This is a genomic window from Microbacterium terrisoli, assembly GCF_030866805.1.
Taxonomy (GTDB): Bacteria; Actinomycetota; Actinomycetes; order Actinomycetales; family Microbacteriaceae; genus Microbacterium; species Microbacterium terrisoli.
Genome location: NZ_CP133019.1, coordinates 1,502,277 through 1,527,313 on the forward strand (window position 1 = coordinate 1,502,277; position 25,037 = coordinate 1,527,313).

Below are 25,037 nucleotides of genomic sequence, written 5' to 3' on the forward strand. Positions count from 1 at the left end.
TCGGCAGGGGGGACGGGAGCATCTCTGTGTCCTGTCGCGTCATCCTGCACCCGTCGATCATCCCATGCGGGCGGCGGCCTTCGTGGCACGGCGGCCCGACCGCCGCTGAGCCCGGTTCTGCGTGCGCTGGCTGCCGTGGGCGGCATAGACCCACTCCGGGACCTTGCCGCTCTCGATCAGCGCCAGCAGCCCGGCCGCCAGCGTGTGCTCGGGGTCGATCCGCAACGCTGATTCGACGTGGTGCCCGGCGGCAGAGCTCGCCCCCACCGCCCAGTGCAGCCACGCCAGCATGCACAGCAGGTCAGGGCGCAGGTCGGGGTCCAGATGAACGATGGTGCGGCGCAGGATGTCGATCGCCCGGCGCACGCGCACAACGTGCGGCTCTCTCACACTCTCGCCGAGGAACAGTTCCCCCTGTTCGTCGGGCCGCCCGTCGGACTGTGCGGTCTCGGCCGCCACGATCTCGTCCATCGACAGGTGCTGCGTGCGCTGCACCTCGTGCCGGCGCTCGCTGTCGGCGCGGGCGCGTTCGCCGACTGCGCGCCCGAAGGCGATCTGCAGCACCATCTCGTCTCGACGGTCAGGGCGCATGCTGTGCAGGGCGAGGCGGGCGAGCATCGGCAGCGGCGTGTCGTCGGCGTCGCGCTCCAGCAGCTCCTCGATGAAGGCGATCGCGTCCGGAATGTTCGCCGGCTGCCACCGGCCGAACGCGTCGAGTTCGTGACCGCTGATCAGGCCGTCGACCATCGCCGTGAGCCGCCCCGCCGTCTCGGGGTCGGCGGGTGGCAGCGAGCCGGCGGCTGTGTGCGCAGTCAAGGGCGCGCCGCCGCGCACCTCGGCGGCGTGGGCGGCCATCGGACTCTCATCGATCTCAGACCGGGGATGCCCGTCGAACGGCGGCGACGGCTCGTACCAGCTGGCCCAGCCGTCCTGCGCGACGCAGTAGGCGTCCTTCACGGTGAATCCCGCCGATTCGAATCGCTCGTCCAAGGCTGCGATCAAGCGTTCCCACTGCGCGAACGCCACAGGGAAGGTGGCGTCGGTGTATGCGGCCAGGATCACACCGTCGCAGCCTTCCAGTCTGCTCATCGACCCGAGCGCGATGGATCCCAGACGGTCGTACGGGGCGCCCCGCGACGGCAGATCGATGCGCATGACGCCCATTGTGCGCGTGCCCGCGAACGGGACGATGAGGATGCTCTCGCGGACCGTGCAGCCGGCGAGAGTGGGGAGCATGGCGAGGAAGTCGGCACCGCCGGATGCGTGCAGGATGGTGGGTTCGGTTCTCATCACCCCATGCTGACGGCGTGGGAGCCCACCGAACGGGGCTGCGGCGGAAATGTGGAGAAGAGGCCGAGGCTTTCGCCCTGTGCAGGAGGCGCTGGGCCAGGAAGTCAGTCCTCGGGGTCGGCGTCGGAGCCCGCGGCGGGTTCTGCGGCCTCCTCCGGCGCCGTCAGCGCATCGATCGAGATGCTGATGGAAGCACGGCCGCCGTCGGTGGTGATGGCGAACGGATCGATGGGCGGTCCTTCGGGCAGGACGTCACCTGTGCGCTCGAGATCGGGTTCAGAGGGCAGGCCGGCCCACTGGAACGGCTCTTCCGGCTTCGAAGCGAACAGACCCATGCGTCTATTCTGGCCCGTTCTCGCGTGTGATGCGTCGGCGCGGGTCGAGCCTGCCCACGACGGCACCCGCGCTGCGCAGGCGCGATCCGATGGCGTGCTCGAGACGGGTGGCGCCCGGGAGCGGCTCGACCTCGGCGGCCAGGGCCGCCGGTGCCGCCCCGAATGCGCGGCGCGATGTCACGATCACGCGCCGTCCCAGGATGCTGTTGCCGACACCGCCGACGACGGCGCCCACACCGAACGGCAGTGCTTTTCCGACCCAGGATGCACCTCCACCGACGGCGAAGCGCCGGACGAACGCCGATTTCAGCCGGTCCACGAGGGGCCCGACCATCGCGCGGGGCAATGACGTGGTGATCATCTCACCCCAGTACGCGCTGCGCGCAGGTCCCTTCCCGGCGGCCTGCCGGGTGAGCTGGCTGACCAGGGCCACGCCTTCTTCACCGAGCATCAGCGTGAGCACGAGAGCACGCGCCCGGTCGGGGCTCTCCACCCGGATGCCGTGGACCTCTGCCAGCGACTGCGCGAACAGGGCGCTGGCCTCGACGAAAGCGACCGTCTCGACGCCGCTGAGGGCCAGAGTGATGCCGGTGGTGATCCCGGGAATGACGGCGGTGGCCCCGACCGCAGCACCGCCCCCGGCCACGGCGGTCAGGTAGCGGCGCTCCAGGATGCGCACGATCTCAGCGGGTGTGGCATCCGGATGCCGCAGTCGAATGCTGCGCAGGTGGGCGAGCACTGCCGGGCGCTGGATCGCCAGCACCCGATCCAACGCACGGATCGTGCGCGGGTGCTCATCCGAGCCTTCCGGCGGAAGGCCTCCGGCCCACGGTGCGTCTGGAGGCAACGAGTCGATGCGCGTCACCGCGCGACCTCCCGCAGAGTGACGGCTCACAGCGAGTCCTCGCACAGACGCTGTCGGTGCGGTGCGGGGTCAGACGTACTGATTTGCCCGCTCGAGGTCTTCGGCGAAGTCGACCTCGACCGCGTAGAGATCCGAGATGTCCATCGGCTCCAGGCGCACGCCGTCCTCGATGATCGCCAGCTCCAGGCCGCGCTCGAAGTAATCCTGGTCGTCGACACGGTGAAGCTGGCGCATGAACGCCTTCTTGTCGCGGCTGGAGATGTAGTTGATTCCGACCGCTTCGCCGATGCCGCCGACGACCGTCTTGGACAGCTCGGTGATGAAGCCCTCTGCATCGATGCGGTACTTGACTTCTTCGTCGCTGACCTTCGACGTGTTCACCGTGACGAATGACTGGTCGCGCTCGATGAACGCCACCGCCCGGCCGAGGATGCGCGGGTCGAACACGACGTCGCCGTTCATCCACAGCACACCGCCCTTGCCCGTGGTGCCGAGGGCGCGCAGCAGGCTCTTGGACGTGTTCGTCTGGTCGTAGCGGTCGTTGTAGACGTAGTCGGCGTCGGGGAACGCTTCGATGATGGTCTCGGCGCGATAACCGACGACCGTGGTGATGCGCGCCTCACGGCCGAATGCGGCACGGATGTTCGCGTGCTGCTGGCCCATGATCGAGCGGCCGTCGTTCAGGACGGTCAGCGACTTGGGAAGACTGCGGCCAAGTCGCGAGCCCATACCGGCTGCGAGGATGACGGTCTGAAGAGTCACGATCAGCTCCTGAGTTGCGTGCGGGGGATGCGGTGCATACCGAGAAAACACCCCTTCGTGCTCTTTCATAGTAGCGAACTTCCGCGGTTGCGCCCCGAACCGGGGGCATCCTGTTGCGCATTCGTAATCGGGAACACGGCTTCTTCACAGGCCGATTGCCCAGGCAACGCTTGATACCTTGGATCGGTGACAGCCTCTCTGCCCGTGCCAGAGGACCCCCGCGAAGATGAAAGCCCTCGCGAGGAGGGGGCGGTCCGCCCTGTGTCGTTACCGCCCAAGCCGCGCATCTCTGCCGCCGCAGCCGCGTTGCACGCACGCACGGCTGATGCGTCCGCGGGGCCGTCATCGCCGGCGGCATCTTCGTCCAAGAACGAGACGAAATCCGCTTCCGTGACGAAGAAGGCCGCGAAGCGGCCGGCGTCCAAACGAGTCGGCAAGAAGCAGACGGCGAGGGAGCAGGCGGGATCGGACGCGGCGCATCCAGCGGCCGCGGAGAAGGATGCCGCGGTGGTGTCTCCGCTGGGTCCGGTCGTCGTTCCGCCCAAACCGCCTCTGCCCGCTCTCGCCGACCGCATCGAGGCCGTCGAGCCGGTGGACGAAGAGCCGGGCGATACCCGCGAGAGCGTCGAGCCGGAGCTGACCCGCCCGGTGGCGGAGCCGTGGCTGGGGCTGCGCGAACAGAACACGGGCGAAGAGCAGTCGGCCGATGCGGATGACGACGACCCCCTCGACGTGACGCATGACCGCGCACCCGTGCAGCCGATGCGGGCCGAGCAGACCGCCGCGGTGATCGCACCGCCGACCGAGCCTCAGGCCGCACCCGAACCCGAACCCGAACCCGAACCCGAACCCGCGTCGGCTGTCGCCGCTGCCGTGCCCGTGCCGCCCGTTGACACGGCATCCCCTCGCGCTCCGGTCCTGGTGTTGCGGGAACTGACGAAGTCGTTCCGGGGCTCCGTCGCCGTCGACGGCATCGATCTGGTCGTGCCGGAGGGCACGTTCTACGGTCTGGTGGGCCCCAACGGTGCGGGCAAGACCACGACGCTGTCGATGATCGCCGGACTTCTGCTCCCCGACAGCGGCATGATCACGGTGCACGGCATCGACGCGATCGCACACCCGCGTGAAGCGAAGCGCGCGATGGGCGTGCTGCCTGATCGGCTGCGCACGTTCGATCGGCTCACCGGCCGACAGCTGCTCATGTATTACGGTCTGCTGCGCGGGCTGGACGGCACCGTCGTCAGCTCCCGCACGGCCGACCTCGCACGTGCGTTCGAGATCGAAGACGCCCTCGCGCGCCCGGTCTCGGACTACTCGGCCGGAATGACCAAGAAGGTCATGCTCGCCGGCGCGATGATCCATGCACCGCGCCTGCTCGTGCTCGATGAGCCGTTCGAGGCAGTCGATCCGGTCTCGTCGTCGGTGATCCTCGAGATCCTGGGCGCGTATGTCGCCCACGGCGGCACGGTGATCCTCTCCAGCCACGGCATGGAGATGATCGAGGCCGTGTGCGAGCGGGTGGCTGTTCTGGTCTCGGGGCGGGTACTGGCCGAAGGGCCGGTCGCCGACGTGCGCGGTGAGCTCACGCTGCAACAGCGTTATGCCGAGTTGACCGGCGTCGCTTCAGACGTGGAAGGGTTGGAATGGCTGCACACCTTCTCCGGCTGAGGGTCGCTCTGCTGCTGTCGGGACTGCGCGCAGGATCGGGGCACGCCGCACGAACAGCGGGTGCGCTGGTGGCCGTGGTCATCGCGGTGAGCGTGGGATGCTGGGGCCTGCTGGCCCTGCGCGACGCCACGGCCGAGGCCACCGCCGTCGTCACGATCCTCGGTGGCGCCGCACTGACCCTGGCCGCGGTAGCGGCCCCCCTCTCTCTGTCCACGAGCGATCCGATGGACCCACGCCGTTTCGCCGTGTTGGACCTGCCCCCGCGACCACTGGCAGCTGCGCTCGTACCGATCGGACTGGTCAGCGTGCCCATGCTGTCGCTGCTGGTACTGGGAGGATTCGTCGTGGCGGCATGGACTGCGCACGGCGTGCCCTGGGCCGCAGGGGTCCTGAGCGTCGTCCTCGGTGTGCTCACCTGCAGCCTGCTCTCGCGCGTGTGCCTGTCGGTCGCAGCACTGTTTCTGCGCGAGCGGCGATCCCGGGAACTGACCGGACTGCTGCTGATGGCGCTGCTGGTCGTGCTCGTGCCGATCGCGGTGTTCCTGGCATCGCTGGAATGGAGTGACGCCGTGGCCCCGCAGCTGCGGGCCGTGGCCGGTGTCGTCGCCGACACGCCGTTCGGCGCGGCCTGGGCGATCGGAGCGCACTGGGGCACCGGTGAGGCGCTGGTCAGCGCAGCGGTGGCGGTGATCACCCTGGCTCTGCTGTGGCTCGCGTGGGTCGCGCTGGTGGTGCGCAGTGTGTCGGCTCCAGCGCCGGTCGAATCGGCGGGCGGTGCCGGAAGGCTCGGATGGTTCACGGTGACCCCCGACACCCCCGGCGGAGCGATCGCCGCGCGGAGCATGGCCTATTGGTTCGGCGATCGACGCTATCTCGCCAACCTCGTCATCGTCCCTGTCGTGGCGGCGGTGGCGATGGTGCCCCTTCTCGTGGTGGGTGTGGCGCCGCAGATCGTGGTGCTGGTTCCCGTGCCGATCATCGCGCTGTTCCTCGGGTGGCTGCCCCACAACGACCTGGCATACGACGGGACCGCGATCTGGATGCACATCGCAGGGGGAGTGCGCGGTGTGTCGGATCGGCTCGGGCGCCTCGTGCCGATCCTGGTGGTCGGCATCCCCGCACTGGTGATCACGATCCCCATCGCCGTGGCGCTGCACGGCCGATGGGCGGTGCTGCCGGCGATGATCGGGGTGTGCGCATCGCTCTTCCTGAGCGGGCTGGGTCTGTCAAGCGCTGCTTCCGCGGTGCAGCCGTACCCGGTCTCGCGGCCGGGCGACGGCCCGTTCCGCCAGCCCGAGCGGGTGGGGGCCGCCAGCGCGATCACCCAGGCGGTCGTGCTCGTGGGAACCATTGTGCTGTCGATTCCGGCCCTGTGGTGGGGATGGCTCGCGCTCAGCCGCGACGTGTCGTACGCGCCGTTCGCGCTCTGGGGCGGGGTCGCGGTGGGTCTGGCCGTGCTCGTGGTCGGCGTCGTGGCGGGGGGCGCGGTCTTCGATCGCCGCGGCTCGCGGTTCGTCGAGCTCGCCGAGGTGGCCTGATCGCCACCGATCTCCGCCGTCCGAGCCGTTCGCCCCTGCGCGGTCGGGCGACAGTAAACTGGGCATCCATGAGCACCCCGATCGATCGTCCAGACTCCGGGGGCGTTGCCACCCTCGACCGTGAACTTGAAGAGCTCCTGCGCGAAGAGAGCATCGAGCCCGGTGACCACGAGCGCTTCTCGCACTACGTGAAGAAGGAGAAGATCCTCGAGTCCGCCCTGACGGGCAAGCCGGTCAGGGCGCTGTGCGGCAAGAAGTGGACCCCCGGCCGCGACCCCGAGAAGTTTCCCGTCTGCCCGACCTGCAAAGAGATCTACGAGGGCCTGCGCGACGTCTAGCGGCTACTCGGCGTCCATGTAGACGGTGGGGATCGCCGGGTCGGAGCGGCTGAGGGCCAGTGCCTGCACCGGAAGCTCTTCTCGCACGCGTGCGTGGTGCTCGCGCGCGCGGGCGACGCCGGCGTTGTCCTCATAGGACGTGTCGATCGTGCCGTCCTCGACCAGATCGACCTGCAGCGCGCGCGCATCGGGGTGATCGACAGAGGTGTCGACGGCTTCGAAACCGTCGGAGACGACGATCAGCTCCTGCGTCGCAGTGCCGTGATCGAGCATGCGGAACGCCGCCTTGCGACCACCCTTGGACGCCTTGTCGGTCGAGGCCTTGGCCACCGACACCCACGCCCCGTCGTCGGCCTGCCGCGCGACGAGCTTGTAGACCATGCCGGCGGTGGGCGTGCCCGAGCCGGTGACCAGCGAGGTGCCCACGCCGTAGGCGTCCACGGGAGCTGCCGCCAAGGTGGCGATCGCGTACTCGTCCAGATCGCTGGTGACGGTGATCTTGGTGCCGGTCGCGCCCAGTTCGTCCAGCTGCGTGCGCACTTCGGCGGCCACGATCGGCAGGTCGCCGGAGTCGATGCGCACACCGCCCAGGCCGGTGCCGGCGACCCGGATTGCCGTTTCGACGCCGGCGCGGATGTCGTAGGTGTCCACCAGCAGTGTGGTGCCGGTTCCCAGCGCCTCGATCTGCGAGCGGAACGCCGCCTCCTCGCTGTCGTGCAGCAGCGTGAACGAATGCGCGGCGGTTCCCATCGTCGGGATGCCCCATGCCCGCCCGGCTTCGAGGTTGCTCGTCGCACCGAAGCCGGCGATGTATGCGGCGCGCGCGGCGGCCACCGCGGAGTGCTCGCCGGCCCTGCGCGAGCCCATCTCCGCCAGCGGGCGGTCACCGGCGGCGATCGACATCCGTGCCGCCGCCGTGGCCACGGCCGAGTCGTAGTTCATGACGCTCAAGGCGATCGTTTCCAGCACGACCGCCTCGGCGAATGTGCCCTCGATCGTCAGCACCGGGGAGCCCGGAAAGTACAGTTCGCCTTCGCGGTAGCCGCGGACCGAGCCGGTGAACCGGTAGCTCTCCAAGAACGTCAGGGTCGCGGCATCCACCACTCGGTGATCACGCAGGAACCGCAGCTCGTCGTCATCGAAGCGGAAGTCGCGGATGAGCGAGAGCAGGCGGCCGGTGCCGGCCAGCACTCCGAACCGGCGACCGCCGGACAGGCGGCGGGTGAACAGTTCGAACACGCAGCGGCGCCCGGCGGTGCCGTCGCGCAGCGCCGCCTCGAGCATCGTCAGCTCATAGCGGTCGGTGAACAGGGCTGTGCTGCGGACGCTCATGGCGGTCAGCATATCGGTCGCCGGCAGGTCGGTAAGCTGGTCGATTGTGAATGACGCGCCGATCGGGATCTTCGACTCCGGCGTCGGCGGGCTCACCGTCGCACGCGCGGTGTCGGCGCTGCTGCCGCGTGAGTCGATCCGCTACATCGGCGACACTGCGCACTCGCCGTACGGGCCCAAGCCCATCGCAGACGTGCGCCGCTACGCGCTCGAGGTGCTGGACACGCTGGTCGACGAGGGCGTGAAGATGCTGGTGATCGCATGCAACACGGCGTCGGCGGCGATGCTGCGCGACGCGCGCGAACGCTACGACGTGCCGGTCGTGGAGGTCATCGGCCCGGCGGTGCGCACGGCCATCTCGACCACGCGCAACGGCCGCATCGGGGTCATCGGCACCGCCGGCACGGTCGGCTCGGGCGTCTACCAGGACATGCTCGGCGTGAACGAGAACCTTGAGGTGTTCGCCCGTGCGTGTCCCCGGTTCGTCGAATTCGTCGAGGCGGGGGTCACCGACAGCGGTGAGGTCCTGGCGGTGGCCGAAGACTACCTCGCGCCCCTGCGCCAGGCCGGAGTCGACACGCTGGTGCTCGGCTGCACGCACTACCCGTTCCTGGAGGGCGCGATCAGCTACGTGATGGGCGAGGACGTGGCGCTGGTCTCCAGCGACACCGAGACCGCCAAAGACGTGTACCGCCAGCTCGTCTCCCGCGACCTGCTCGCGGGGCCGGATGCCACGGCCCGCCATGAGTACGAGGCCACGGGGGACTCGGAGGGCGAGTTCCTGGACCTCGCGCATCGGCTCATGGGCCGCGGGGTCCGCAGCGTCAAGCTCGTTCAGACCGGCGTCATCGATCTGCGATCCGCCGCGCCGACCACTGTGAAGGGATTGTCATGACAGACACCGTCCGCGCCGATGGGCGTACCACCGACCAGCTGCGACCGGTCACGATCGAGCGCGGCTGGAGCGCTCAGGCCGAGGGCTCGGCGCTGGTCAGCTTCGGCGGCACCAAGGTGCTGTGCACCGCGTCGTTCACCAACGGCGTGCCGCGGTGGCTGACCGGCAAGGGCAAAGGATGGGTGACAGCCGAGTACGCGATGCTGCCCCGTGCCACCAACACGCGCAACGACCGTGAATCGGTCAAGGGCAGGATCGGCGGGCGCACGCACGAGATCTCGCGCCTGATCGGCCGCGCGCTGCGTGCGGTCGTGGACACCAAGGCGCTGGGCGAGAACACGATCGTCATCGACTGCGATGTGCTGCAGGCCGACGGCGGCACACGCACCGCTGCGATCACCGGTGCCTACGTGGCCCTGGCCGACGCGATCGCCTGGGGGCGGGCCAAGAAGTTCATCGGACAGAAGTCCACGGTCCTGTTCGACTCGGTCGCCGCGGTGTCGGTGGGCATCATCGACGGTGAGCCGATGCTCGACCTGGCCTACGTCGAAGACGTGCGGGCCGAGACCGACATGAACGTCGTGGTCACCGGCCGCGGGCTGTTCGTCGAGGTGCAGGGCACGGCTGAGGGCGCGCCGTTCGACAAGCGCGAACTGGATGCCCTGCTCGAGCTCGGCGTGAATGGATGCGAGCAGCTGCGGGATCTGCAGACGGCGACGCTGGGCGAGGCGGGCCCGGCGGGGGAGCGGGCATGAGTCGGGCGGTTCTTGCCACGCACAATCCGCACAAGGTCATCGAGTTCGCGCAGATCATCGCCGCGACACGCCCCGATTTCGAGATCCTCGGCTATGACGGGCCCGAGCCGATCGAAGACGGTGTGACTTTCACCGAGAACGCGCTGCTGAAGGCTCGCGTCGCCGCCGCGCACACCGGGCTGCCGTCCTTCGCCGACGACTCCGGGGTGGCGGTGGACGTGCTGGGCGGGTCGCCGGGCATCTTCTCGGCATATTGGGCCGGGCACAAGAAGGACCCGGTGGCCAACCTCGAGCTGCTGCTGGACCAGATCGGCGATATCGCCGACCCGCACCGCACGGCGCGGTTCGTCTCGGTGATCGCCCTCGTGCTGCCGACCGGTCAAGAGCACGTGGTCGAAGGGATCTGGCCGGGGCGCATCGCCACCGCCGCGCGCGGCGACGGGGGGTTCGGGTACGACCCGGTCTTCATCCCCGACGACCAGCCCACCGACATCGAGCGCACGGTCGGCGAATGGAACGACGACGAGAAGGCCGCGGCGTCCCACCGCGCACGAGCCTTCCGCGAGCTCGGCCCGCTGCTGCAACTGTTGTGACCCGCCGTCGATACTGAGAATCGGACTCATTCCCGACTGTGCCGGAACGGCCGGACGCGGCATCCGGCGTCCTAACCTGGGGACATGCACGAGCATGCACCCAGCGGCATCCGGGGAGCCTCCCATCGGCGCCTGCTGGCCGCATCGCTCGCGCTGACCTCGGTGGTCATGATCGTGCAGGTCGTCGGTGCGATCCTGTCGGGCTCGCTCGCGCTGCTGGCGGACGCCGCCCACATGTTCACCGATGCGGCGGCGCTGGTGATCGCGCTGATCGCGAGCACGGTGGCCGCGCGGCCGGCCAACGACCGACGCACGTTCGGGTACCAGCGGGCCGAGGTGTTCGGCGCGCTGGTGAACGCGATCATCCTGATCGTCCTGTCGGCATGGGTCGCAGTGGAAGGCGTGCTGCGCCTCGTGCAGACGGCCGAGGTCGAAGTGGCGGGCGGGACCATGCTGGTCGTGGCCGTCATCGGGCTGTGCGCGAACGGCTTCGCGATGTGGCTGCTGTCGGCCGCGCAGCGCCGCAGCATCAACGTGCGCGGCGCCTACCTCGAGGTGATGGGCGATCTGATCGGCTCAGCGATGGTCATCGTCGCGGCGATCATCATCCTGACCACCGGATGGGTCCCCGCCGATGCGGTCGCCTCGCTGGCGATCGCCGCGATGATCATCCCGCGCGCGGTCGGGCTGCTGCGCGAGGTCGTCTCGGTGCTGGGGGAGTCGGCGCCGCGCGGCATGCAGGTGCAGAGGATTCGCGACCACATCCTCAGCGCGCCGGGCGTGCAGGACGTGCACGACGTGCACGTGTGGCAGCTCACCCGCGGTGCCCCCGTGTTCACCGCGCATGTCGTGATCGATGCCGACGCGCTGCGCGACGGGCGATCGGCTGCGATCCTGACGGGGCTGCAGGGATGCCTGGCCGAGCACTTCGACGTCGAGCATTCGACGTTCCAGCTCGAGCCGGCCGGCCACTTCGATCACGAGGCGCACAGCTGACCCCTGCTTCTCGCCGTCGAAATCATGTGCTTTCGACGGCGACACACGGGTTTGACGTCAAATCGGTGTGTGCTCGATGAAGTCATATGATTTCGACCGCAACTCGGACGTCAGGACTCGCGGCGCACGTCCGAGGGCGCCTTGTCGGGGCGCAGGCCGCGCCAGCGCGACTGCCGCAGGATCCCGCCGGGGGTGAACTCGGCGAACTCGACCTCGCCGACCAGGTCGGGACGCACCCACAGCGCGTCGCGCGCATCGGCGTCGGGAACTCCCACGAACGGGTCGTCGTCGGTGCGCAGCGGCTGCAGCACGTCGTCCAGGCGCGCCAGCGTCGACTCGCTGAAGCCCGTGCCGACCCGCCCGGCATAACGCAGGCCATCCGGGCCCGGAATCCCGACAAGCAGTGATCCGATCACACCGGTGCGCCCGCCGCGGCCGGGACGGATGCCGCCGATGACCACCTCCTGGGTGCGGGTGAGCTTCACCTTCAGCCAATCGGGGGAGCGGATCCCGCGCCGGTAGGTGGATGCGGGATTCTTCACGACGATCCCCTCCAGCGCGAAGCGTCTGCTCGTGGAAAGGGCCGCGTCGACATCGTCGAACACCGGAGGGACAGCCACCGGCTCGCCCGGAGCCGCCGCGATCCGTTCGAGCAGTGCACGGCGCTCGCTCAGAGGACGGGCAGCGAGGTCCTCGCCGTCGCAGGCGAGCACGTCGAACAGGTGGTAACGCACGGGGGTGCGCGTGCGCTCGGCCTCGATCTGGCGCGGCTTGGTCAGGTGCATCCTGTTCTGCAGTCGCGTGAAGCTCGGCCGCCCCGACGCGTCCAGGGCGATGATCTCACCGTCGACCACGGCGGATGCCGCATCCAGCCCCGCCGTGAGCACTTCGGGGTAGCGGGCGGTGATCTCGGTGCCACTGCGGGCGAACAAACGCAGCCGGTGCCCGTCCCAGACCCCGAGGGCGCGGATGCCGTCCCACTTGACCTCGGCCCAGGTGCCCCAGCGCGCCGCGGTGCTGCGGGCCAGCGTCGGGGTCGCCGGAGTCGACAGCATCGGCTGCAGCTGACGGCGGGACGGGAGCGGGACTGCGTCCGCTGCTTCGTCCGCCCCCTGCGCGCCGTCGTCAACGTGCGGATCGGCCTGCGCGTCAACGTGCGGATCGGCCTGCGCGTCAACGTGCGGATCGGCCTGCGCGTCGGCCTGTTCCCCGGCCACCGCTGGCCGGCCGTCGGCCTGCACGCCGCCGGCGGCATCCGTCTTCATCCGGTGCAGCAGCCAGTTGGATTTCTCGCCCTCGCCCTGCGTGCGGATCAGCGCCAGCCGCACGCTGCCGAGCGGTCCGCCCGGCCGCCCGTGCACCGTGAAGATGACTTCGTCGTCGCGCCACTTCTCCAGGTCATAGCGTCCGTCGTCCCAGATCGTGACCGATCCGCCGCCGTACTCGCCGTGCGGAATCGAGCCCTCGAACGAGCCATACTCCAGAGGGTGGTCCTCGGTCATCACCGCCAGGTTGTTGCGCCCGGGCGTGGCCGGCACGCCGCGCGGCACCGCCCAGCTGACCAGCACACCGCCCCGCTCCAGGCGCAGATCCCAGTGCAGGCGGCGCGCGTGGTGCTCCTGGATCACGAACCGTGGCGGCTGGTCGGGCGGCGTGGGCGTTGCCAGCGGATTGTCGGGCACCGGCTCGGGCGTGCGCGCCGGGTCGCGCTTGGCGATGTAGGCCGACAGGGGGCCGGATGCCGCAGCCCGACCCCCGGCGCGGATGCCGAGCACCCCCATCGGGTCGCCGTCGCGGTCGGCGCGCTCGAGCACTTCGTCGAAGCGCAGTTGGCGCAGTGCGGGGTTGTCGAGTTCTTCCCATGTGCGCGGGGCGGCCACCGTCGGCTCATCCCGCCCGCGCAGCGAGTAGGGGGCGATGGTGGTCTTGGCCTGGTTGTTCTGGCTCCAGTCGATGAACACACGGCCGGGTCGGGCATCCTTCGCCATCCGGCTGACCACGAGGTCGGGGTCGTCGGCCTCCAGCGCCCGGGCGAGTTCACGCGCGACCGCCGAGGTCTGCTCGCTGGTCTGCGTCCCGTCCAGGCCCGCGTACAGATGCAGACCCTTGCTGCCGCTGGTGACGGGGAAGGCCTCCAACCCCATGCCCGAGAGGATGCTGCGCACCCGGCGGGCGACCTCGGCGCACTCGGCCAGTCCGGTACCCGGCCCCGGGTCCAGGTCGAAGACCATGCGGTCGGGGTGCGCGCGCTCGCCGTCGGCGGTGAACCGCCACTGGGGCACGTGCAGTTCGAGGCTCGCCACCTGCGCCAGGTAGACGAGCGAGGGCACATCGCCCACGAGCGGATAGTCCTTGATGCCCGTGGAGTGCGCGATCGGCATGCGGCGCATCCATTCCGGCGCACCCGGTTCGAGGTCCTTCGCGAAGAACGGCTTGTGGTCCGTTCCCTCGGGCCAGCGCTTGCGTGTGACCGGGCGCCCGGTCACGTGCGGGATCAGCAGCGCAGCGATGCGGGTGTAGTAGTCGATCACCTCGCCCTTGGTGGTGCCCGTGGCCGGATACAGCACTTTGTCCAGGCGCGACAGGCGCAGGCGGCGCCCGCCGACCGCCACCACCTGCTCAGAGTCTGGCATGGCACCATCCTGCCCGGTGAGACGGGCATTGTCAGCGTGCCCTTCAGCGTGTGTACTGGAGTCATGAGGGCCATCTGGAAGGGCGCGCTCACCTTCGGCCTGGTCAACGTGCCGGTGAAGGTGTACGCGGCGACCGAAGACCACGACGTGTCACTGCATCAGGTGCACGCCGCCGACGGCGGCCGCATCCGGTACCAGCGCATCTGCGAGTTGGACGGCGAGGTCGTGCCCTACGCCGACATCGACCGTGCGTACGACGACGGCGAGCGCACCGTCGTGCTCACCAAAGAGGACTTCGCCGCGCTGCCGGCCGAGCGCAGCCGCGAGATCGAGGTCGTCGAGTTCGTACCGTCCGACCAGCTCGACCCGCTGCTGTTCGAGAGTTCGTACTTTCTCGAGCCCGACGGCACCTCGCCCAAGGCGTATGCGCTGCTGCGCGAGACGCTGCAGCGCACCGACCGCACCGCGATCGTGCGCTTCTCACTGCGGCAGAAGACGCGGCTGGCGGCGCTGCGGGTGCGCGGTGACGTGCTGACGCTGCAGACGATGCGGTGGGCTGACGAGATCCGGGATGCCGCGTTCCCGGCGCTGGATGAGCCGGTCAAGATCAGCGACAAAGAACTCGAGCTGTCGGCTGCCCTGGTCGAGGGGTTCGCCGCCGACTTCGACCCGGCGGCCTTCACCGACGAGTACCAGGCCGAGCTGCGCACGCTGATCGACGCGAAGCTCGCGAAGGGCGACACGCTCGACACCGCAGAGACGTTCGGCGAGCGTGAAGAAGAGACCGGTGGCGAGGTCATCGACCTGATGGAGGCGCTGCGCGCGAGCGTCGAGCGCAGTCGCAAGGCCCGCGCCGCCGAAGGCTGACACCGACTGCCCGCGTCAGCGGCCAGGCGTCAGGTCGTGCGCGTCAGGCGTCGGGCTGTTCTGTGCGGGCCGCGGCATCCGGTTCGCGCGCCTCCGTCGCCGATGTCTGAGCATCGGCGGCCTCGCGACGCACCTTCGCGCGCTCGCGGAAGTAGTGCCAGGCGGTGCCGGCGATCGAGAGGACCACGACGCCGATGAGGATCAGGTCGATGTAGTGCGTGACGAAGTCGGAAATCGGCGGGATGAAGCCGATGCCGTAGCCGAGCATCGTCAACCCGAAGCCCCAGAGCACGGCACCGATCAGGTTGTACAGCGAGTAGCGGCGCCACGGCATGTGGCCGACGCCGGCGGCGACGGGGGCGAAAGTTCGCACGATCGGCACGAAGCGAGCCAGCACGACGGTCAAGCCGCCGAATCGTTCGAAGAACGCGTTGGTGCGTTCGACGTTCTTGCGGCTGAACAGGCCGGACTCTTTGCGTTCGAAGATCGCGGGACCGGCCTTGTGGCCTATGTAATAGCCCACCTCGCCGCCGGCGAAGGCGGCGACGGCGATCAGGAGCGAGACGACCCAGATGTTCAGACCGAACACGTCGTTGGTCTTGGTGAGAAGCCCCGAGATCACCAACAGGGTGTCGCCGGGCAGGATGAAGCCGACGAGCAGGCCGGTCTCGGAGAAGATGACCAGGCACACCACGAGCAGTGCCCACGGCCCCGCATTTTCGATCATCGATGCGGGGTCGAGCCAGGGGAGGAGACCTGCTGCGTGCACGTGTTTCCCGTCAAGAGAGGTCGAGGGGCCAGGATGCCGTGACCGGCGGCGTGCGGAAGGGGGGAGTCGAACCCCCACGCCCGAGGGCACAGGAACCTAAATCCTGCGTGTCTGCCGATTTCACCACTCCCGCGCGGGTTCCAGTCTACTGAGCGGGCTGAGTGGACGCTGTGGGGGCTGGCACCCGTTTTCGAGGTGGGGGACACCCCCGGCTGTGTGCGGGCTGTGGATAACTTTCGAGGCGGTTTCTGGATTCTTGCAAGGATGCTTCTATGAGTCTCGCGTACGCCTCCGGCGACCTCGATCGCGCTCGCGTGGACGTGGTGGCGGGGCTGGCCGAGCAGGTGCGGGCGCAGCTCCTGGCCGAACGGGCCGATCCGTCGCGTGACCCGGATCGCGCCGCGCAGATCGCGCGTGAGCGGGTGCGTCGGCACAACGATTTCGCGCTCGCCCGCGGGCTTTCGCTCATCGATGACGAACACGCGTGTGTGCGCGACATCCTGGCCCGCGTGGCCGGGTACGGCCCGTTGCAGGCGTATCTGGATGATCCGACGGTCGAGGAGATCTGGATCAACGCCCCCGACCGCATCTTCGTGGCCCGCGACGGCGTCGCGCAGCGGGTGCCCCTGGCGTTGACCGATGCGGCCGTGCGCGACCTCGTGGAGCGGATGCTGCAGTCGACCGGGCGCCGGGTGGACCTCAGCCAGCCGTTCGTCGACGCGTCGCTGCCGGACGGGAGCCGGCTGCATTGCGTCATCCCCGACATCACGCGCAAGAACTGGTCGGTGAACATTCGCAAATTCCTGCCGGCGTACCGGGATCTGTCCCGCCTCGTGGAGGCCGGCTCTGTCACCGCGGACGGCGCACGGCTGCTGCGTGACGCGATGCTGTCGGGCAGCAGCGTCATCGTCTCGGGAGCCACGCATGCGGGCAAGACGACGCTGTTGGGAGCGCTGATCGCGGCCTGCGCGGCCGAGCAGCGCATCGTCACGGTCGAGGAGACATTCGAGCTCGCCGTGGACGCCCCCGACCTGGTCGCACTGCAGGGACGCCAGCCCAGTCTGGAGGGCACCGGCGAGGTGACGCTGCGCCGTCTCGTGAAAGAGGCGCTGCGCATGCGGCCCGACCGGCTGGTGGTCGGCGAGGTGCGCGATGCCGAGGCGCTCGACCTGGTTCTGGCGCTGAACACCGGTGTGCCGGGCGCCGCGACGGTGCACGCGAACTCCGCGCGGGAGGCGCTGGACAAGCTCGCCGCCCTTCCGCTGCTGGCGGGGCGCAACATCGATGCCGGGTTCGTGGTGCCGGCGATCGCCCGTTCGGTGCACCTCGTCGTGCACTGCGTGCGCGGTGACGACGGGCGGCGCCGCATCGCCGAGATCGTGGCGCCGACCGGAAGGGTCGTCGATGGAGTGATCGAGGTGCGGTCACTGTATCCGCCGCGCACGGGGCCGGACGCATGATCGCGGTGCTCGGCGCGGTGCTTGCCGGCGGCATCCTGCTGGTGCTCGCTCCCTGGCTGTGGCCATCGCACGCGCCGTCGCCCGTGCGTGGGGACGGGGCAGTGACCCGTCTGATGGATGCTGCGGGCTTCGCCCACCTGTCGGCCAAGGTGCCGATCGCTGTGGCGGTGCTGTCAGGTCTCGTGGCCGGCGCTGTGGTCTGGCTCGTCGTGCCGATTCCGGTCCTCGCGGGTTTGGCGGTGCTGGTGGGCGTGGGCTCGCCGTTCCTGTGGCTGCGGGCACGGCGCAGCAGGCTGCTGCGACAGCGGAGGGCGCTGTGGCCCGACGTGTGCGATCTGCTGATCGCATCGGTGCGTGCCGGCATGTCCCTGCCCGACGCGGTGGCCTCGTTGCAGACCTCCGGCCCCCCGGCTCTGCGCCCCGCCTTCGTCGGGTTCGCGCGGGACATCGCCGCGTCCGGACACTTCGACTCCAGCGCGCGCAGACTCAAGGCGGTCCTCTCGGATCCGATCGCAGATCGCATCGTCGAGACACTGCGGATGGCACGGCAGGTCGGGGGCACCGAGTTGGTGCCGGTACTGCGGGCGTTGTCGGCATCGGTGCGAGCCGACGCGGCCCTGCGTGCCGAGGTCGAAGCACGCCAGTCGTGGATCCGCGGTGCCGCGGTGCTCGGTGTGGTCGCGCCGTGGGTCATCCTCATACTGCTGGCGTTGCGCCCCGAGGGGGCCAAGGCCTACAGCACGCCGGCCGGGCTCGCGCTGATCGTCACCGGGGCGGCGGTTTCCTTCGTCGCGTACCGGATCATGATCCGGCTGGGCCGGTTGCCTGAGCCTCGGCGGTGGTTCGGGTGAATGCGATGACAGATCTTGCCGTCGCAGTCGTCTTGGGCGGTGCCCTGGGCGTCGGCATCGCGCTCGTGGTCACCATCGCTCCGCGGTGGGGAGCCGCAAGCCTGCAGCGACGCATCGCGCCCTACGTGCGTGACATCAGCGACCCGCAGGGGCTCACTCCGCTGGTGCCGTTGCCGATGGCCGCCGGTCTTTCTGCTGTGCTTCGTCAGCGGCTGGAGCGCGTCCTCGGCGGCAGCGATGCACTGGCGGCACGCCTGCGCCAAGCCGGGCGGCGCTGCGACCGCTCGGGTGTGTCGGCATTCCGTGCGCGACAGCTGGCGTGGGCGTTGAGCGGCCTGGCCGCCGGCGGTCTGCTGGTCGTGGCACTGGTGGTGACCGGCCGGTTCAGTGCCGTAGCCGCGGTCATTCCTCTGATCGCCGCGCTTGCGGCAGCAGCCTGCCCCGACCTGCTGCTGGCCCATGCCGCGACCGCGCGAGTGGCACGCATCGAAGAAGAGCTGCCGACGGTGCTCGAATTCCTTGCGCTGTGCCTGTCGGCCGGTGAGGGCATCCTCGACGCGCTGCGGCGGGTAGGTGAGGTCGGCGCCGGCGAGCTGACCGGCGAATTGCGCACCCTCGTGCTGACGGTGGGAGCAGGATCCCCCCTGGCAGAAACGCTCACCGCGATGGCGCGCGGCCTGAACGTGCCCGCGTTGACGCGGTCGATCGATCACATCGTCGCCGCGATCGACCGGGGCGCACCACTCGCACACGTGCTGCAGGCCCAGGCAGGAGACACGCGCGAAGACGCGAAGCGCGGACTCATCGAACGTGCCGGGCGCAAAGAGATCTTGATGCTGCTGCCGCTGGTCTTCTTGATCCTGCCGTTATCCGTGGTGTTCGCCGTGTTTCCGGGGGTTTTCATGCTCCGGCTGGGCTTGGGATGAGTCGACATGCAAAGGATGGATGAGGAGTGAAGATGAGGGAGATCATGGGCTGGGCCCAGCGGGCTGCAGGAACGGCGTGCGAACGACTGCGCTCTGCCTGGGGCGTGGTGGGAAACGAGTCGACGGATGACCGTGGCGATGTGCCCGGCTGGGTGCTGATCACGCTCATGACGGCCGGGCTCGTGGTGGTGATCTGGGCTCTGGCGGGCCCCGCGTTGGCGGACCTGTTCACCCAGGCGATCGACAAGGTCTCGGGTCTGTGAGTGATGCGGCGCATCCGGGCACGATTGGCCGCCACCGGTGATGATCGTGGCTCCACTCCTGTCGAGTTCGTGCTCGTCGGGGCACTGCTGACATTTCTGACGCTGGCCGTCCTGCAGCTCGGGCTGGTCGTGTACGTGCGCAACGTCGTGCATGATGCCGCGGTCGAGGGCGCCTATCGTGCCGCGCTCGCCGACGAGACGATCGCCGCGGGCGAGTCACGGACCCGCGAGCTGATCGCGCGGGCCGTCGGGGCGGGATATGCGCGTGACGTGCACGCGAGGCACGTGGTGCTGGCCGGAGAGGATGCGGTGCGCATGACGGTGCGTGTGCCGCTGCCGCTGGTGGGGCTGCTGGGTGCTCCAGAGGGGCTGGAGGTGTCGGCCGATGCCCCGGCTGAGAGCCTGGAGTGACCCTGCGGCGGACGAGCGGGGGTCGGCGTCGCTCGAGTTCATCCTCGCCGGTCTGGTGCTGCTCGTGCCGATCGTGTATCTGATCGTCGCGCTCGGGGCGATCCAGAGCCAGGCGCTGGGCGTCGAATCGGGTGCCCGGCACATCGCGCGTGCGATCGCGACCGCACCCGACGCGGCGGCCGCTCGTGCGCGCGCAGACGCGATCGTCCAGACCACCGAGCACGAGTACGGCGTCGCGCACGATGAGCTGTCGGTGAACCTGGACTGCCTGCCGGACGGCGGCGCATGCCCACGCGCCGGCGCCACCCTCGTGGTGACGCTGCGCACCAGGGTCGGGCTGCCGCTCGTCCCACCCGTGCTGGGGCTGAAGAGGGTGGCATCCGTGCCGGTCGAGGCATCCAGCGCGCAGAAGGTGTCGCGGCTGTGGGGTGCCGAGTGATCCGCCGGGTGCGCGCACGGCTGCGAGCACGACTTCGGCAGACGGCCGATGACGACACCGGCAGCATCCTGCCGCTGGCGATCGGCTACGCGGCTCTCGCGCTGGTCGCCGTGCTGGTGTGCGTGGACGCGACCTCGATGTATCTCGCGCAGAAGAGGCTGGATGCGCTCGCGGATGCCGCGGCACTGGCCGCTGCCGACGGTTTCGTCGTCACCGCCGACGCCCGGGCCGAACTGACCGACGAGGGAGTGCGGGAGCAGGCGGCCGCGCTGGTGGCCGATGTGGGAGCCGGCGCACGGCTGATCTCGGCCTCCACGACCGACGGCAGCTCAGCGCGCGTGCGGGTCACCGACCAGTGGCATCCACCCGTGATCACCCTGTTCGTGCCCGATGGCGTGCGGCTCGAAGCCCAGGCCACCAGCCGCACCGCTCTGCGCTGAGGCGCGCAGTCGGCGCCGTCAGCGGGGGCGCGGGATGTAGCGGGGTATCCAGCGCAAGAAGCCGACGGCTCCGATCAGGCCGATCACGCCGATCACACCGGTGGCCAGTGCCAGCGAGAAGATCGCGGTGATCGCCGAGATGAGCAGCGGCGCCGCTGCCCCGCCCGCGTCGGTCAGGGTGCGCCACGAACCGAGGAAGGCGGCCGGGTCGCGCTGCGGCGCGAGATCGGCCCCGAGGGTCATGAGGATCCCGCTGGAGATGCCGTTGCCGACCCCGAGCACGGCCGCGAACATCGCGTACCACATGGCTGCCTGATCGGAGTCGTGGGTGAAGGCCAACGCGATGAAACCGCATCCCATCAGAATGAGCGCCGGCAGAGCCGCCCACAGCCTGCCGAACCGGTCCATCACCTGCCCGCTCGCGTAGAACAGCGCGAAATCCAGCGCACCCGAGATGCCGACCACCAAGGCGATGGTCGTGGCATCCAGCCCGATCGACACACCCCACAGCGGCAGCGCCACCTGACGGGCCGAGCGCACCGCCGACAGCAGCGCGGCTGCGGTGCCCAGACGCGCGAGCACGTGACGGTGCTGCCACATCGTGCGGAACACGCCGGTGGCGTCCGCCGTCCGCACAGGCCCGGTGATCGCCTCACCGGTGTCTTCGATCAGCTCGGCGCCGGCGGCGCTCTGCGCTTCGGAGTCGGCCGTCGCGCCGAGCGAGGCGGCCACCGGGTCCGAACCCGCCAGCGCGGCTGCGGCCTCCTTTTCGGGATCCGGTCCGAAGGTGACCAGTGCGACCACGCCCGCAAGGCAGATCAGCGCGAACCAGATCGCGGCATGCTCGTCGCCGAAGATCGCCAGCAGCGCCGCCGCGACGAAAGGACCGACGAACACGCCGAGCCGGAACGAACCGCCGAGCATCGACAGCGCACGGGCACGGAAACTCAGCGGAATGCGGGTCGTCATGAACGAGTGCCGGGCCAAGCCGAACACCGCCGCGCAGAACCCGAGCACGAACACCGCGATGGTGAGGGTTGCAAGATTGGGGGCCAGGACCAGCCCGAGGCTGGCCAGCACCGCCGCGCTGCCGCCGATGACCATGGTCCACCGCTCGCCGATGCGCGAGACGGCCCAGCCGGCGGGCAGATTGCCGCACAGCTGGCCGACGACGAGTGCGGACGAGACCAGCGCCGCCAGGGCCACACCCGCGCCGAGCTGGGAGGCGATGACCGGGATGAGGGGGATCACCGCGCCCTCGCCGAGCGCGAACAGCACCGTCGGCCCGTAGATCATCGGACCGAAGCGCAGCAGGACCGTGCGGACGCTCAGCCGCCCCTCGTCCAGGCCTCGATCGCCCGAACGCCTGTCGCGCGGGGGCTCGGCATCGGAAGGCATCGCATCCACGATAACCTGAAGTGTCATGCTCGAACTCGATCTGTCCACCGACATCCATGCCTTGCGCTCCACCTTCGCCGAGATCAAGGCGGTGGCCGACGTCCCTGCGCTGCAGGCCGACATCCAGCGGCTGAGCGCCGAAGCCGGCGCCCCCGACCTGTGGGACGACGTCGAGAAGGCGCAGAAGGTCACGAGCGCTCTCAGCCACCGGCAGGCCGACCTCAAGCGCGTCACCGAGATCGAGCAGCGCCTCGACGACCTCGAGGTGCTCGTCGAACTCGCCGTCGAGCTCGAAGACGAAGACTCGGCCGCCGAGGCGCGCCGCGAGCTCGCCGACCTCGACGAGACGATCGGTCAGCTCGAGGTGCAGACCCTTCTGGACGGCGAGTACGACGATCGGGCCGCGGTGGTCACGATCCGCTCGGGTGCCGGCGGCGACGACGCCACCGACTTCGCCGAGATGCTCATGCGCATGTACCTGCGCTGGGCCGAGCGTCACAAGTATCCCGTCAAGGTCATGGACACCTCCTACGCCGAGGGCGCCGGCATCAAGTCGGCCACGTTCGAGATCGATGCGCCGTATGCGTACGGCACCCTGTCGGTGGAGGCGGGCACGCATCGTCTGGCGCGCATCAGTCCGTTCGGCTCTGCCGACAAGCGGCAGACCAGCTTCGCCGCCGTCGAGGTCATCCCGGTCATGGAGGAGGCCGTCGAGGTCGAGATCCCCGAGACCGACATCCGTGTGGACGTCTTCCGTTCGTCGGGGCCTGGCGGCCAGTCGGTGAACACGACCGACTCCGCGGTGCGCCTCACGCACATCCCGACCGGCATCGTCGTGTCGATGCAGAACGAGAAGTCGCAGATCCAGAACCGCGCCGCCGCGATGCGCGTGCTGCAGACCCGACTGCTGCTGCTCAAGCGCGAAGAAGAGGCGGCGAAGAAGAAGGAGTTGGCCGGCACGATCACGGCGAGCTGGGGCGATCAGATGCGCTCGTACTTCCTGTACGGCCAGCAGCTGGTCAAAGACCTGCGCACCGGGTACGAGGTCGGCAACCCCGCCCCCGTCTTCGACGGAGACCTCGACGGATTCATCGCGGCAGGCATCCGCTGGCGCAAGCGCAAGGATGACGACTGATCCGACCCGCCGTGGTGTCGCTGCGCAGATCGCGCATCATCGCGCTTAGGCTCGTTGAGCCATGATCCGGTTCGAACACGTCACCAAACGGTATCGCGGCACGTCGAAACCTGCGCTGCATGATGTGGACTTCGAGGTGCAACGCGCGGAGTTCGTCTTCCTCGTCGGCCCGTCGGGCTCCGGCAAGTCGACCTGCCTGCGCATGATCCTTCGCGAAGAGACACCCAGCGAGGGCCGTGTGGTGGTGCTGGGGCGTGACCTGCGCGCGCTGTCCAGCCGCAAGGTCCCGTACTTCCGTCGCCACATCGGTGCGGTGTTCCAGGACTTCCGGCTGCTGCCGGCCAAGACGATCTTCCAGAATGTCGCCTTCGCCCTGCAGGTCATCGGCTCGTCTCGGGCCTTCATACGCCAGGCAGTGCCCGAGGCGCTCGCGCTGGTGGGACTGCAAGACATGGGCAAGCGGCTGCCGCACGAACTGTCGGGCGGCGAGCAGCAGCGGGTGGCGATCGCGCGCGCGATCGTGAACCGCCCGCAGATCCTGCTGGCCGACGAGCCGACCGGCAACCTTGACCCGGCCACGTCGGTGGACATCATGCGGTTGCTCGCGCGCATCAACGCCACCGGCACCACCGTGGTGATGGCCACGCACGAGGCCGGTTTCGTCGATGAGATGAAGCGTCGCGTGATCGAGCTGCACGAGGGCGACATGGTGCGCGATGAGCGGCACGGTGGCTACGGCGACACGTCGAGCCTGCCGAGCCTGGCACCGGCACCTGAGCGCGGTGCGGCATCGGTGGCGGCGCTGACCGCCGTGCTCGAGGTGCACCGCGAGACCGTCACGCCGGGTCCGGCTGCGGCTTCAGCGGCGGCTTCAGAGCGGGATGCCGCGGCCGCCGCTCCGGCACAGCCCGAACCGGCACGGCCCGAACCGGCACGGCCCCAGCCGGCAAAGCCCCAGAAGGTCGAGACGTCCGCGCCCGCCGTTCCCGACGTGTCGGACGCGCCCGCCGCCGACACCGAGAACGACACCGCCCCGGGCGTGCCGACGCTCCCGGGCATGGACGTGGACCTGGACGAGTTGGGACTGGCCGACCGGCTGGGGCTGCGCGACGGCGACGGCGACGAAGAAGTGGGACCGACGCGATGAGGGCGGGGCTGATCTTCGGCGAGGCGCTGAACGGACTGCGCCGCAATGCGTCGATGGTGATCTCGATCGTGCTGGTCACGTTCGTGTCGCTGACGTTCGTGGGCGCGGCGATCCTGATGCAGGCCCAGATCGGCACGATGCGCGACTTCTGGACCGGGCGCGCGCAGGTGCAGGTCTCGATGTGCGTCGACGGCGCACGCGAGGCCACGTGCGACCAGGGGGCAGCGACGAAGGCGCAGATCGAGGCCGTGAGGGAGCGACTGGACACGGGCGGGCTGAAGCCGCTGATCTCCAAGTACCGGTTCGAGACGCCGGAACAGGCGTACAAGAACGCACTCGAGCTGCTCGGCAGCGATTACAAAGACATCCTCTCGCCCAGTCAGTTCGGCGCGAGCTTCTACATCAACCTCGTCGATCCGGAGAACTCCGCCGTGATCACCGAGGCGTTCTCGGGCAAGAAGGGTGTGCAGACCGTCCAAGACCAGATGAAGCTGCTGCAGCCGCTGTTCTCCGCGTTGACGGTTGCCACCTACATCGCCGTGGGCATCGCCGGCCTCATGCTCGTGGCCGCGGTGCTGCTGATCGCGACCACCATTCGGCTGTCGGCGTATGCCCGACGCCGTGAGCTGCGCATCATGCGGCTGGTCGGGGCATCCAACAGATTCATCCAGACCCCGTTCATCCTCGAGGGGGTGTTAGCCGCGCTGATCGGATCGGTGCTGGCCGGAGTCGCGGTGTGGGCGGGTGTGCAGTTCGGCGTGCACGGATATCTGCGCTCGCGCGTCGACTTCATCACAACCTGGGTGGATATGCGCGATGTGGCATACGTCGTGCCGATCCTCATCGTGATCGGGGTGGTGCTCGCCGCCGTGTCGGCGGGCTTCGCCATCCGGCGTTGGCTGCGCGCATAGCGCGCACGGCCCATGCGATA

Annotated in this window: 26 protein-coding genes and 1 tRNA gene; 18 read left to right on the forward strand and 9 right to left on the reverse strand. The window is 69.4% G+C overall.

Features of this window, described 5'->3' with window-relative positions:
* Positions 1-57: 57 nt before the first annotated feature.
* The 4 genes from QU603_RS06370 to QU603_RS06385 all read right to left on the reverse strand — a co-directional run bounded on the left by QU603_RS06370 (position 58) and on the right by QU603_RS06385 (position 3,252).
* Positions 58-1,290 carry a DUF4192 family protein gene (locus QU603_RS06370; protein WP_308493652.1) on the reverse strand — a complete coding sequence of 411 codons (1,233 nt, stop codon included), beginning with the start codon at positions 1,288-1,290 and terminating at the stop codon, positions 58-60.
* A 104-nt stretch (positions 1,291-1,394) separates the two neighbouring features.
* Positions 1,395-1,625, reverse strand: coding sequence for a hypothetical protein (locus tag QU603_RS06375; RefSeq protein WP_308493653.1), 231 nt, complete (start codon positions 1,623-1,625; stop codon positions 1,395-1,397).
* A gap of 4 nt (positions 1,626-1,629) precedes the next feature.
* Positions 1,630-2,490 (reverse strand): hypothetical protein, encoded by an 861-nt coding sequence (locus tag QU603_RS06380; RefSeq protein ID WP_308493654.1) that lies wholly within the window; start codon positions 2,488-2,490, stop codon positions 1,630-1,632.
* A 69-nt stretch (positions 2,491-2,559) separates the two neighbouring features.
* Entirely contained in the window at positions 2,560-3,252 is a 693-nt protein-coding gene (locus QU603_RS06385) for a phosphocholine cytidylyltransferase family protein (RefSeq protein WP_308493655.1), read from the reverse strand.
* Between the two features lie 390 nt (positions 3,253-3,642).
* On the opposite strand from QU603_RS06385, the gene QU603_RS06390 reads away from it, so the two are divergent.
* From QU603_RS06390 to QU603_RS06400, 3 genes are all read left to right on the forward strand, one after another.
* On the forward strand, positions 3,643-4,920 hold the full coding sequence (locus tag QU603_RS06390) for an ABC transporter ATP-binding protein (protein ID WP_308493656.1): 1,278 nt from the start codon (positions 3,643-3,645) through the stop codon (positions 4,918-4,920).
* Positions 4,896-6,458 (forward strand): hypothetical protein, encoded by a 1,563-nt coding sequence (locus QU603_RS06395; protein WP_308493657.1) that lies wholly within the window; start codon positions 4,896-4,898, stop codon positions 6,456-6,458. Before QU603_RS06390 ends, QU603_RS06395 begins: the two co-directional genes overlap by 25 nt.
* 68 nt (positions 6,459-6,526) lie before the next feature.
* Entirely contained in the window at positions 6,527-6,796 is a 270-nt protein-coding gene (locus QU603_RS06400) for a DUF3039 domain-containing protein (protein WP_308493658.1), read from the forward strand.
* A 3-nt stretch (positions 6,797-6,799) separates the two neighbouring features.
* Here QU603_RS06400 and QU603_RS06405 read toward each other — a convergent pair whose 3' ends face one another.
* On the reverse strand, positions 6,800-8,128 hold the full coding sequence (locus tag QU603_RS06405; RefSeq protein ID WP_308493659.1) for a nicotinate phosphoribosyltransferase: 1,329 nt from the start codon (positions 8,126-8,128) through the stop codon (positions 6,800-6,802).
* Between the two features lie 46 nt (positions 8,129-8,174).
* On the opposite strand from QU603_RS06405, the gene murI reads away from it, so the two are divergent.
* The 4 genes from murI (at position 8,175) to QU603_RS06425 (ending at position 11,367) form a co-directional block, all read left to right on the forward strand.
* Positions 8,175-9,023: a glutamate racemase gene (gene murI, locus QU603_RS06410; protein ID WP_308493660.1), complete on the forward strand. Its 849-nt coding sequence runs from the start codon at positions 8,175-8,177 to the stop codon at positions 9,021-9,023.
* A complete protein-coding gene (rph, locus tag QU603_RS06415) occupies positions 9,020-9,778 on the forward strand; it encodes a ribonuclease PH (RefSeq protein WP_308493661.1) in 759 nt (252 codons plus the stop codon). Before murI ends, rph begins: the two co-directional genes overlap by 4 nt.
* Complete coding sequence (rdgB, locus tag QU603_RS06420; protein ID WP_308493662.1) at positions 9,775-10,371, forward strand: RdgB/HAM1 family non-canonical purine NTP pyrophosphatase; 597 nt, start codon at positions 9,775-9,777, stop codon at positions 10,369-10,371. The genes rph and rdgB overlap by 4 nt, the downstream gene beginning before the upstream one ends.
* Before the next feature lie 84 nt (positions 10,372-10,455).
* Positions 10,456-11,367, forward strand: coding sequence for a cation diffusion facilitator family transporter (locus QU603_RS06425; RefSeq protein WP_308493663.1), 912 nt, complete (start codon positions 10,456-10,458; stop codon positions 11,365-11,367).
* A 110-nt stretch (positions 11,368-11,477) separates the two neighbouring features.
* Here QU603_RS06425 and QU603_RS06430 read toward each other — a convergent pair whose 3' ends face one another.
* Positions 11,478-14,000, reverse strand: coding sequence for an ATP-dependent DNA ligase (locus QU603_RS06430; RefSeq protein WP_308493664.1), 2,523 nt, complete (start codon positions 13,998-14,000; stop codon positions 11,478-11,480).
* A 63-nt stretch (positions 14,001-14,063) separates the two neighbouring features.
* On the opposite strand from QU603_RS06430, the gene ku reads away from it, so the two are divergent.
* A complete protein-coding gene (ku, locus tag QU603_RS06435; protein WP_308493665.1) occupies positions 14,064-14,867 on the forward strand; it encodes a non-homologous end joining protein Ku in 804 nt (267 codons plus the stop codon).
* 43 nt (positions 14,868-14,910) lie between these two features.
* On the opposite strand, the gene QU603_RS06440 is transcribed toward ku, so the two are convergent.
* A complete protein-coding gene (locus tag QU603_RS06440; RefSeq protein ID WP_308493666.1) occupies positions 14,911-15,594 on the reverse strand; it encodes a DedA family protein in 684 nt (227 codons plus the stop codon).
* 93 nt (positions 15,595-15,687) lie between these two features.
* A tRNA-Leu gene (locus QU603_RS06445) sits at positions 15,688-15,769 on the reverse strand.
* Positions 15,770-15,908: 139 nt separating this feature from the next.
* Between QU603_RS06445 and QU603_RS06450 the strand changes: the two genes are divergently transcribed.
* From QU603_RS06450 to QU603_RS06480, 7 genes are read left to right on the forward strand one after another with little or no spacing between them, the layout of a single operon-like run.
* On the forward strand, positions 15,909-17,096 hold the full coding sequence (locus QU603_RS06450; RefSeq protein WP_308493667.1) for a TadA family conjugal transfer-associated ATPase: 1,188 nt from the start codon (positions 15,909-15,911) through the stop codon (positions 17,094-17,096).
* Positions 17,093-17,947 carry a type II secretion system F family protein gene (locus QU603_RS06455; RefSeq protein WP_308493668.1) on the forward strand — a complete coding sequence of 285 codons (855 nt, stop codon included), beginning with the start codon at positions 17,093-17,095 and terminating at the stop codon, positions 17,945-17,947. Before QU603_RS06450 ends, QU603_RS06455 begins: the two co-directional genes overlap by 4 nt.
* A gap of 5 nt (positions 17,948-17,952) precedes the next feature.
* A complete protein-coding gene (locus QU603_RS06460; protein WP_308493669.1) occupies positions 17,953-18,873 on the forward strand; it encodes a type II secretion system F family protein in 921 nt (306 codons plus the stop codon).
* A gap of 32 nt (positions 18,874-18,905) precedes the next feature.
* Entirely contained in the window at positions 18,906-19,136 is a 231-nt protein-coding gene (locus tag QU603_RS06465) for a hypothetical protein (protein WP_308493670.1), read from the forward strand.
* 3 nt (positions 19,137-19,139) lie between these two features.
* Positions 19,140-19,547: a TadE family protein gene (locus tag QU603_RS06470; RefSeq protein WP_308493964.1), complete on the forward strand. Its 408-nt coding sequence runs from the start codon at positions 19,140-19,142 to the stop codon at positions 19,545-19,547.
* Positions 19,522-19,986 (forward strand): TadE family protein, encoded by a 465-nt coding sequence (locus tag QU603_RS06475; protein ID WP_308493671.1) that lies wholly within the window; start codon positions 19,522-19,524, stop codon positions 19,984-19,986. Before QU603_RS06470 ends, QU603_RS06475 begins: the two co-directional genes overlap by 26 nt.
* The gene (locus QU603_RS06480) at positions 19,971-20,426 is read left to right on the forward strand and encodes a pilus assembly protein TadG-related protein (protein ID WP_308493672.1); all 456 of its coding nucleotides are present in this window, start codon (positions 19,971-19,973) and stop codon (positions 20,424-20,426) included. Before QU603_RS06475 ends, QU603_RS06480 begins: the two co-directional genes overlap by 16 nt.
* A gap of 18 nt (positions 20,427-20,444) precedes the next feature.
* Here QU603_RS06480 and QU603_RS06485 read toward each other — a convergent pair whose 3' ends face one another.
* Positions 20,445-21,722 (reverse strand): MFS transporter, encoded by a 1,278-nt coding sequence (locus QU603_RS06485; RefSeq protein ID WP_308493965.1) that lies wholly within the window; start codon positions 21,720-21,722, stop codon positions 20,445-20,447.
* 127 nt (positions 21,723-21,849) lie between these two features.
* On the opposite strand from QU603_RS06485, the gene prfB reads away from it, so the two are divergent.
* From prfB to ftsX, 3 genes are all read left to right on the forward strand, one after another.
* A complete protein-coding gene (gene prfB, locus QU603_RS06490; protein ID WP_308493673.1) occupies positions 21,850-22,959 on the forward strand; it encodes a peptide chain release factor 2 in 1,110 nt (369 codons plus the stop codon).
* A 61-nt stretch (positions 22,960-23,020) separates the two neighbouring features.
* Positions 23,021-24,106 (forward strand): cell division ATP-binding protein FtsE, encoded by a 1,086-nt coding sequence (ftsE, locus tag QU603_RS06495; protein WP_308493674.1) that lies wholly within the window; start codon positions 23,021-23,023, stop codon positions 24,104-24,106.
* The gene (gene ftsX, locus QU603_RS06500; RefSeq protein WP_308493675.1) at positions 24,103-25,017 is read left to right on the forward strand and encodes a permease-like cell division protein FtsX; all 915 of its coding nucleotides are present in this window, start codon (positions 24,103-24,105) and stop codon (positions 25,015-25,017) included. The genes ftsE and ftsX overlap by 4 nt, the downstream gene beginning before the upstream one ends.
* Positions 25,018-25,037: the final 20 nt, after the last annotated feature.